The following is a 1,160-nucleotide window of genomic DNA, read 5'->3' as shown; positions in this document are numbered from 1 at the left end:
CGGACACCTGAGCTACCATCAACCCAGGCACTTGCGCGCGCCCAAACTGTCCGCGATCAGTTTGAAACGCTGTCCACCATCACGCTGAAATGACTGTCCGGGATCGCTGAAATCCGCACCCAAGCAATGAACACGCGGCTGGTGAACTCCGGGCCGTTGTCGGTTCGCACAGCAGCGGGATAGCCCCTGAACCTGGCGGCCTGATCCAACAAGCGCGTCACGTACAAGCCGCTGATCCCATAGTCGACTGCGATGTCCACTCACTCGTGGCTGTAGTCATCGGCCACGGTCAAGCACTTGATGCGCCGGCCATTGGCCAAGCTGTCCGATACAAAGTCCATGCTCCACACCTCGTTGACTTGGCGAGCCGTGCTCAGCGGCGTGCGCTCGCCGACCGGGCGTTTGACCTTCTTACGCTTGCGCACGGCCAGGTCGGCTGCGCTGTACAGCCGATACACCCGTTTGTGATTGACGCCCGGAAACTCCGGACGCAGCAGATCGTGCACGCGCCGATAGCCGAAGCGCCTGCGCACATGCGCGATCTCCACGATCTTGGTCTTCAGCGCTTCGGTCTGAGCGCTGGGCACCGGCGGATGCCGGTAGCTGTCTCGGCTTAGCCCCACAAGCCCGCAGGCGCGGCGCTCAGACAGCTGATGTTCTTCAATCAGCTGTTTGATGGCCACTCGCTTGGCCTGCGGGGCTATCTTTTTACACCGAGCACGCTTTTGAGTGCGTGCATGTCCAGATGCGCTTCGGCCAGCAGGTGCTTGAGCTTGGCGTTCTCCGCCTCTAACTCCCTCAACCGTCTGGCCTCAGACACCTCCATGCCGCCGAACTTGGCGCGCCACTTGTAGAAGGTGGCATCCGAGAAGCCGCTCTTGTGGCAGATCTCAGCCACCGCCATGCCGGCCTCAGCCTGTTTGAGGAACCCAATGATCTGTTCCTCGGTAAATTTACTCTTTCTCATGTCCGCGATTCTCCTGAAAAGCGGACCCCTACTACTTTTGCTTGGTACGGTAGGGGGGGAGCAGGTCAGTAGTCGGACCTGCAAAATTCGTTTTGCCGAAGCAAGCAACTGAAGCAGTTCCTGGTGAGGCTTGCCGTTATGGTGCGAATTGATGTCGCCAAGCCTTCTGGTGTGCCATCGGGCCGCCCAGCAG

The 1,160-nt window shown here is 59.8% G+C and carries 1 pseudogene; it reads right to left on the bottom strand.

The features are described 5' to 3' along the window. Positions 1-113: 113 nt before the first annotated feature. Positions 114-967, bottom strand: a pseudogene (locus PRZ03_RS23795) (IS3 family transposase); the annotation flags it as partial. Positions 968-1,160: the final 193 nt, after the last annotated feature.

The sequence above is a fragment of the Roseateles albus genome, assembly GCF_028595345.1.
Lineage (GTDB): Bacteria > Pseudomonadota > Gammaproteobacteria > Burkholderiales > Burkholderiaceae_C > Paucibacter_A > Paucibacter_A albus.
This window is presented reverse-complemented; position numbering and strand designations above follow the sequence as displayed.